This window comes from Levilactobacillus parabrevis ATCC 53295, from assembly GCF_001434055.1.
Taxonomy (GTDB): domain Bacteria; phylum Bacillota; class Bacilli; order Lactobacillales; family Lactobacillaceae; genus Levilactobacillus; species Levilactobacillus parabrevis.
On the sequence record NZ_AZCZ01000057.1, the window covers coordinates 1 to 8943 of the forward strand.

The following is an 8943-nucleotide window of genomic DNA, read 5'->3' on the forward strand; positions in this document are numbered from 1 at the left end:
GGAATCAGAATCACTATCGGAATCACTGTCGCTATCCGAATCAGAATCTCCTTCAGCCGCGATTGCTAAGTTTGCATAACTTAAAGCGTCATTAGCTGCACTAGAAGCCTTGTCCTTAGCCGCGTGCGCCGCAGATGCTGCTGTCTGTGCCTGCGAAGCATACTCTTTAGCTGCTGCATTATTCCCCGCCGCTTCAGCTGACTTAGCGTTACTATAATTTTCGGCAGCCGTCGATGCTGCTGATGATGCTTCAGATGCAGCCGTTGACGCTGCAGTCGCTGCGGTCTGTGCATCAGCAGCATATGACGCTGCTGACTTGTTATTCCCAGCATATTGATCCGCAACGTTGGCGTAAGAACTAGCCACTTCTGCGTAATCACCGGCAACTGCTGCTGCAGATGCTGCATCTGATGCCGCTGCTTCAGCATCTTCAGAAGTTGTGCCACTAACCGTTAACAAACCAGCACCGAGAGTAGTGGAGTTCCCACCAGAAGTAATCTTCAGGAAGTAGTAACCCGCTTGGCTAGTCTTGATATCCGACAGTGAAAGCGTTGCATTAGTTGCACCGTCGATGGCCGTTTGTGTCCCGTCTTCTGTGCTTGCAAAGTACCATTGGTAAGTTGCTGTATCAGAACTCGTCCCAGCGTCTGTGGCTGGTGTCCATTCCAAATCATCCCCAGCATTAACCTTCTGATCGTTCAACCCACTACCAACTGTGACCACTTTCGTTGCTTTGTAAGTAGTTCCATCTGCATTGGTAATCGTTGCAGTAATCGTTGTGGTCCCCTTAGCATCCGTAACCGTTGTCAACACACCAGATGAATCGATGGTCGCAACTGAAGTATTACTACTCGTCCAAGTTACATTTCCAGTAGCACTAGCCGGATTAGTATCGGCAACATAGTTCGTCACATCATTTGTGAAGACATAGCTGTCACCACTGATCTCAATCCCAGTTGCTGGAATTTCACTATCATAAATATCAACTTCAGCAGTATTACTGTAAAGTGTGTCACCAATCAAACCATACGAAGACTTCGCTTGAAAAATCAACGTTCCAGTAAAGTCTTTGTTCGTTTTAACCGTCAATGTCGTACTCAACGTTGACGTTGTGAGGAATCCACCCGTCTTATCAGCAACATCTGCAGAGTCAAGGTAACCCGCTTTCACTGCATTATCGGCGGACATCCACTTACCGTTCACCTGAACGTACCACGTTCCTGAGGCACCAAGTATATTCCCTAAACCGGCAACTTTAGACGTTGCTGTCAGTGAAATCGTGTTTCCAGCCACTGTCGTTGTCATTGGAGCCGGTTGTTGCGTGTAACCAGAGCTTAACGTAATTCCCCAAAGTGTCGAGGCGTTCCCACTTGGTTTACTCTGATAAGAGTTTGTCTTGTTCGAGTAGTTTACAGCGTAGCTAGCTGCAATCGTTGCATCAGAAGCTGCTGCAGTTGCCGTAACTGCATAAGAAGCTGCTTCGGCAACAGAAGAATCAGCGGCAGCGGCGTAAGAACTCGCTTCGACGAAATTACCTGCACTAACTGCAGAAGATGCCAATGTCATGTAGCTTGTGGCGGCCAAAGCTGCTTGATCACCATACGCAACATCCAACAAGGACGATTGGGCGTAGTAAGCTGCCTGAGCAACATAGGAAGCCCCCAAACTTGTGTTGTTAGGCATTGCCGTTGCTAACGAACTGGCAACAGATGACGCCGCATTTGCTTCAATTGCCGCTGTTGAATGAATCGCTGCGGCGGAAGAAGCCAAGGTTGTCGTGTTATCCAGTTGCGCATCAACAATGATCTTTGTTGCTGAACTGGCAGCAGCAGAAGCGGCGTTCAACGCATCTTGGGTGTAGGCCAGATTCGTTATTGCCTGGTCATACATCATTTCTGCTGTTTCTGAATCGCCTTCTGCAGCGGCCAACGCTGCCGTAGAAGCGGCGCTAGAAGCCGTTTGTGCTTGTGCTAATGCTTCAGCAGCGGCGGAAATGGCTGTTTCGTAATATTCGGTTGCTCCCGAGTTAAAGTCAACTGCTGAGGAGTAGGCGTTATTAGCATCGTTGGCATGGGAACCAGCCACCGTTGCTAGACTTGCTGCATCACTGGCTGCATTTGCCGTCAAAACAGCGTAGCTAGATGCCAAGTAGTCGTTGGCCTTCGCTTTTTCCAAAGCTGTGTTCACATGGCCCAATGCGGCGCTTGCTGCCGAACTAGCCGTCGTGTTATACGAACTGGCAGTCGAAGCAGCCGCAGCGGCTTCTAAAGCATAAGAGCTAGCCGCCGAGTAATCTTTAGCAGCTTCAAAGGCAGCTGCATTACTGTACGCGGTACTTGCTGCTGAAGCGGCACTCGTTGCACTAGCTGCGTTGGTTGCCGCAACGGCGGCATCCGATTTCGCCATCTTGGCATAAGAGGTTGCTGCGTCAATGCCATCAATGTTAGCTACTTCATAAGCATTCGAGATGGCGCTGCTGGCATTAGATGCTGCAGCGTTTGCCGCATCTGCATAACTGGCTGCCAAGCTGGATGCACCCGAGGCCTGATCCGTGTAGTCCCCGTTTGCGTCAGTAACCACAACCGTTAGAACGTTGGAGGCAGCTTTAAATGATGTAGAACCTATGACAACATTCTTTTTACCACTTACGACAGCTTGGAAATAGTATGTTCCCGCAACATTCAACGTGAAGGTATTTGTCGTCTTAGACTTAGTTCCGGTCGTTGTTTTCAATTGTGACCAGTTCGCACCATCAGTAGAGTACAACCACGTATAAGTCTGTGTCCCGGTCAAACCGTACAGAGAACCCAAGTTACTAATTTCCGTAGTAATCGTGATCGTATCACCTACTGACACAGCGTCCTCACTGATTGCAGTCGTCAAGGTCGCTCCATCTTTATCAGTACTCTCACCAGTAACATGCGTATTGAATTTCTCTGCTAATGCTGCAGCTACCGCAGCGTCACTAGCTGCTGACGATGCGAGAGTGGCAGAACTGGCAGCTGCCTTAGCATAGGAAGTTGCATCCTTAGCTGTAGAAGCATTGGCAGCATTCACCGCTGCCGTAGAAGCAGCTGCTGCTGCTGAAGCGGCGATTGTTGCTGAGCTTGCAGCATCGGCAGCATACAGAACAGATTGGTCACCCTCATACTGTGCTGCTTCCGAAGCTGAACTGCTAGCGGCTGTCGCATCAGAAGCGGCATTGCTTGCACTGGCCGTGGCACTGTTCGCAATATTTGAAATTGCCAATGTAGAAGCTTCTTCGGCCTTGGCTTGTGCGACACTGTTAGCCGTCGTAGCTGCTTCAAGAGTCGTCACTGATTCGCTGGCCAAGCTATTAGCTGTTGACAGAGCACCCATTGCAGCGTTGTATTCCGTGTCATCCGTAGCTGTTGCAGCGGCATCGGCGGCATTACTTGCTACCGTCCAAGCTTGCGCTGCTTTGGTAGCAGCATCATTTAAAGCTGCAGCAGCACTACTTGCCTCAGCCGCTGCACTATTAGCTGCTGAGTAAGCAGATAAAGCAGCCGAATTGGTTTTATCATATTGTGTTGCCGTGTAAGCACTACTTGCGGCAGCAGCAGCCGATGCAGCCAGTTCATTGGCTGTGCTGGCTGCGGCATTAACGTTGGTGCTATTGCTACTAACTAAGTGCACAATCTGTTGCGTCGCGGCATTCCGAGTATCAGTAGCGGCAGAATTTGCCATTGACGCATACGAGCTCACTTCAGCCGTGTAAGAAGTTGCCATAGACAGTGCGTTCACATAAGCTATGGTGTTCGCACCAACATCCCCAGCCGCACTTCCATTCGAAATATCGATTGAGGCCTGTGAGTACATGGCAGCTAAACTATTATAGTGCTCAACAAATTCATAAGCTTTCTCAGCTTCTTTGTAAGCACTCTGCGCGGCACTGTTAGCCGTTTGCACATCCAACGCATCCTGAGTTTCCACAACTGCCGCATAGCTGCTGGCTGCGCTGGCAGCAGACGAAGCAGTCGCTAAGTCAGCAGCTGCCTCGGCATTCTCTGCAGCCGTACTGCTATCATTAGCGGCACTTGATCCAACCGTAGCGCTTTCATAAGAAGGCGTTACAACAGCTTTTCTAGTCGAAGCAACCTTGGTCACCACTTTATTCACATTAGTGGTCAATGTCACATCTACCTGAGCCGTTGATGCCAAGCTGGCAACAGTAGCTGAATCAGTCACTGCGCTTGCCGCACTCGTCACTTCAGCGGAAATTGGTGCCACACTGGTAGAGCTCGAGGCACTTGAAGATGTTGTTTCTGAATAACTACTAGTCGCAACTACTTCATCCTCTTGTACGGCAGTTGCCGCAGATGAAGCCGCGCTAGAAGTAGCTGAAGAATCCGCGCCACTAGCTGAAGAGCTAGCAGCCTCAGATGTTACTTCAGATGTATTAGTTGATGATACGTTCGACTCTAGTTCATCCGCCGCTGTGCCTGCTGAGCTTGCTGCCGATGAAACGACCTGTGCATTACTACTGGTATCAGCCTGACTAGTGCTATCAGCACTTGCGGTCAATGATCCAGCCCCCAAAAGCGAAAATGATGCCAGTGCAGCGAAGACCCAGGTCTTCCCTACCTTGTACATCTTGTAACGTAGCTTGGGGTCTCCATTAAAAGCTTTATTCCGCATGAATTTCACTTTTAATCGTCCTCCTTAAGTTGTCTGTGAAATGTTAGCCATAGACATGCCTCCTAGTTCCGCATCATGTCTACAGGTTTAGAAGTTAAGTGTAAATGGTCTATACACTTTTCTACAATGAAGGGTCGTACATATAAACGAGTTGCCCCTATGAACGAGCTCTTCAACAAAATCATTTTAGCATAAATTTACTATACATACTGTTTTAAAGATAAAATTATTATTGGTCTATCTTAGAAAACGGCGAAAATAGTAAAACTTCTAATTTTCTAACAGCAGTCTTTAATTTTAAGGTCACCTGATTAACTGCTTGTTTTTCATAGTTTAAGAAGATTTTTAGCTGTTACCATCAGTTTATAAACGCTGCTACGTCAGCGATTAAAGCATATGTAAGTATTGTACATCTTGGAGGGGAGATTTTATATACAGCTAATACCATTTTAGAATGCGCTTTCGTTAGTTTCTTTTTTTATCAACTTTTATGATATTTTGATTAAAAAATCTGTATGGGTTGGCGTTATCAGCCCCACTTGTTGGCCATAAATCCGTCAATAATGCAAGTATCTGATCCACAAATATGGCAGTATCTGGTGCGCACACGGTTGCATTGAATCGTCAATTTACTCACATTGGTTTAAAAACGTAACATACAAATTGTGGCCATTCTATCAACTGATAATCAACGCCATCACCAGTTTAAGTTAGCCCCGTTTGCAAGTAAGCCAGCCCATTTGCTTTCACAAATATTTTCGTTGTTTCAAGATCTTGTGAAATCAGTTGTAAGGAACTTGCTTGGGACGACACAGTTTCCACGATACTTGTTCCAGCTTCACCGCTGTGCCATCCCCATTAGTTACGTGGACAAACTAAAAGGATCCAGCATCGGCTATTTCACCAATGCTGGATCCCCACTTCGCTATTTATTTGAAAGTTGCCCATTATTATAAATGACGGTTGCCTGTTGATCTTTCAAAACAGCGGCACCTAATTTCCGCGGATGCTGCCAACTGATTCCAGCCAGAGCAACTGCCGCAGCATCCATTGGCGTACTCCGGATGCCCTTACGGTTGGCCGGTAACATTTTGGGGCCCGTCTCCCAAACACTCATAACCTCTGGCGTAATATAACCAATCGCACCAGCGTTGCCACCAGTCCTGCCACCGCCCAACGTCGGAATCCCTAGAGCATGGCCCAGCTCGCGAATCAGCACGGCCTCGCGGTTATTCTGATCCTCAGCCGCGGTGAAGCCCTTCTTCTTCCAGTTTGCCGGGTAAAATTTCATCCCCGTACCGTCGTATTGCTGGCCACCAATATATTTGTCCTGACTCTTGGCGTCATGAATAATCTCATCGCTGGCCTTAGGCTTATCGACGACCTGCACAATGTCATAGCCGGCTACCCGATTCCAAAACTCGGCGGCATCCTTGACCATTGGCGTCGTCATCATCTTGGATTCATTGTGGATCTGCAGGATACCATCGCTCCCCACAAAGTTACGGATACTCTTTCCGCCCATTTTATAGACGTGACGGGTGGCAACTGCATCCAAGCTGTGATTCCCCGTGTATTTCGTCCCGTGGGTAATCTTGGTAAGTTGCTCGAGCTCCGACTGCTTATACGTCTTTAAATTGATGACACCGTCGACTGTATTCGTTGCCTTCGTGCGCTGATAATAGTGCGCATCATCAGTCATTGAGGCGTTCAACCGATTCAGCCCCATGAAGACCCCCGCCACCACGAGCGCCAGGCCCAATAGAAGCACTAGTCTTTTCGTTAACTTTGTCATGATTCACTCCCCCGTGGAATTGTTGACGTTAACCGTCCTTGATTGTAGATCACCGTAGCCCCTGGATCCGTCAGTACCCAGCTCGCCAGCCTTCGTGGCTGTTGCCAGCTCAACCCAGCTAGTGCTAGTGCCGCCGCATCAGCTGCCGTACTGCGCACGCCTAAAGGATTACGCCCCGGTCGCCACGGCGCCATAAATTCTGCTGTAAGGATCCCTGCGCTGGCCGCGTTCCCACCCAAGGGACCACCGCCCAAGTGGGGAATCCCCAAAGCATGGCCGATCTCATGAATCAACGCCGCCTCCTGCCAATTATTTCGATCCTTAGCTGAGAGACCACTCATGTGCCAATTGGGCGGGAAAAACACCAAGCCCTGACCGTTGTAAGACTGCCTACCTAAGACCCCACGCTGAGTCTCGTTGTCATGGATCACCTCATCGCTTAGCCGCTGATTGTCAACGACGGCAACGATCTTCACCCCCGCGAGGTGATTCCAATAAGCCGCCGCATCGCGCACCATCGCCGTCGTCATAAATTTAGACTTATTGTACAACTGCAGCACACCATCGTTACCCACAATATTGGGCAGGGGCTTCCCGTCCAACTGATAAACATACTTCGTTGCGACAATGTCCAGACTCGTATTACCGTGATACTGGCTACCATGCGTCAACCGGGTCAGCGCCTCTAATTCTGCTTGTGAATAGTGCCCACGGGCAATGGTTCCTCGGTTATCAGTCTTAGTTCGCTGATAGTAGTGCCGGTTTGGACCACCCACGATACGCTGCGTGGTCCAATAACCCAGGAACCCCAAGAAAATAATTCCCAGAATCACAGCCATCCAAATTTCTCCGGAACGATGCATCCGAACACCCCCCTTAGATAGAAAAACCGCCCAAACAAAGAACGTTTTTGGCGGTTTCCTTCACCGTTAGTCCGCTGCGACAGCGGTCTTGTCTTGCGTCAAACTGGTAAAGTAGTCCAGCAACTGCTGCCACTGCTCAAAGACGGCATCCTCGGAGTAACGCTTGGCATTTTCATATGCCGCATCACTGTATGCCCGCAGCTGTTCCCGATCACTGAGAAGCTTGATCAGTGCATCCGCCAATTGCTGTGGCTTGCCGTTCTCCGTTAAGAGACCCGTCTTGCCATCCTGGATAATGTCGCTAGGCCCATACTTCACATCATTAGCGACCATCGGTACACCATGAGACTGCGCTTCCAACAACGTCAGCGAGAAGCCTTCTGCTCGACTTGGCAAAACGCCCAACTGGGCACGATCATAGACGGCACCAATATCATGCGTATACCCTTTGAAGCTGACAACATCGGTCAAACCGGCATCGACCACCTGCTGCTTGAACTTCTTCTCAATGTCCCCATTGGCATAACCCCAGAGTTCAAGTCGCGCATCCGGAAATTGTTGATGAACCTGCGCAAAGGCTTCAATCGAATGATTCTGTTGTTTTTCAGGTGCCAGTCGCGCCACGTGAACAATCAGATCCTTTTGCCGCTTATCAAACGCCTGCCGCTTGCCAGCAATCTTTTCATCGGTCACATACCCCACCGGAATGGTAAATGCAGGAATCGCCGTCCCAAAGCGGTCAACAATATCTTGCGACTGCTCTGGCGTTGCTGAAATCACGGCATCCCACTTGTCCCAATTATTCAGTGCATTCGTATAGTTATTATTCAGTGGCGAGTGCAACATGTCACTGGGATCGCTGACGTGGTCGTTGTGCAGATGAAGCACCTTAAACGCTGGCGTCTGCATGTGAAAGAGTGCCCAGTCACATTCCACCGTTCGGTCACAGATAAAGACGTTGGCTGTTGACTGCGTGTTTAACTCATCGTAGAAGAAGCGCGTGAGTTCATTCATCCCACTAAAGACCCAATTACTCTGCCGATAATTTAGTACGCGCCATGAAACGCAGGCCTTGCCAGCACGATTGAGGTAGTGGTTCTTTTCAATATGCACCAGACCATCCGGCCCAAAGTACTGTTCCTGAGAAATTTTGCCTTCCCAGTCAAAGAGCTGTTCAAGACACTTGAAGCCGCGAACGTCCCACCAAACCATCTTGATGGTGCGGCCATTAACGTCGAAGTATTGGACATTGCTAATCTCTTCACTGTCCTTGCGGAAGTAGATGATCATCATCATCTTTCCCTGGGCAAAGACTTGAAGCTGATTGTCCTTCCGCGTCGTCGTGGTATTAGCTGGTAAGGAAAAATCATTCATGGTAAATGATTGGGTTTCCACATCAACACTATTGCAGAAAAATTCAAATAAGTTCACAAAGTTTTTGCGTGCAATTCCTGCCTGACGCAGGATATTTGTGAGCTCCATCGAGAAGACACGAGTCACAATCTTAGCCGGAACCTGATGCTTGTCAAATAGCCGTAACCGGTTGATTTCGGCTTGCTCAATCCCTGATTTTGAATATTGCATGTTGTCATTTAAAAAATAGCCCGATTTAAAATTGAAGTGCAA

4 protein-coding genes are annotated in these 8943 nt (G+C 48.8%); all 4 read right to left on the minus strand.

The genetic code is table 11. The features are described 5' to 3' along the window. A partial coding sequence (locus FD07_RS11145) for a KxYKxGKxW signal peptide domain-containing protein (protein WP_235804803.1) occupies positions 1-4659 on the minus strand: 4659 nt, incomplete at its 3' end. 925 nt (positions 4660-5584) lie between these two features. Beyond that, positions 5585-6454, minus strand: a complete 870-nt coding sequence (locus FD07_RS11150; RefSeq protein WP_020090330.1) for a hypothetical protein — start codon at positions 6452-6454, stop codon at positions 5585-5587. Next, entirely contained in the window at positions 6451-7317 is an 867-nt protein-coding gene (locus FD07_RS11155; RefSeq protein ID WP_020090329.1) for a zinc metalloprotease, read from the minus strand. Before FD07_RS11155 ends, FD07_RS11150 begins: the two co-directional genes overlap by 4 nt. 66 nt (positions 7318-7383) lie before the next feature. Beyond that, positions 7384-8901 (minus strand): glycosyltransferase family 4 protein, encoded by a 1518-nt coding sequence (locus FD07_RS11160; protein WP_033389052.1) that lies wholly within the window; start codon positions 8899-8901, stop codon positions 7384-7386. Positions 8902-8943: the final 42 nt, after the last annotated feature.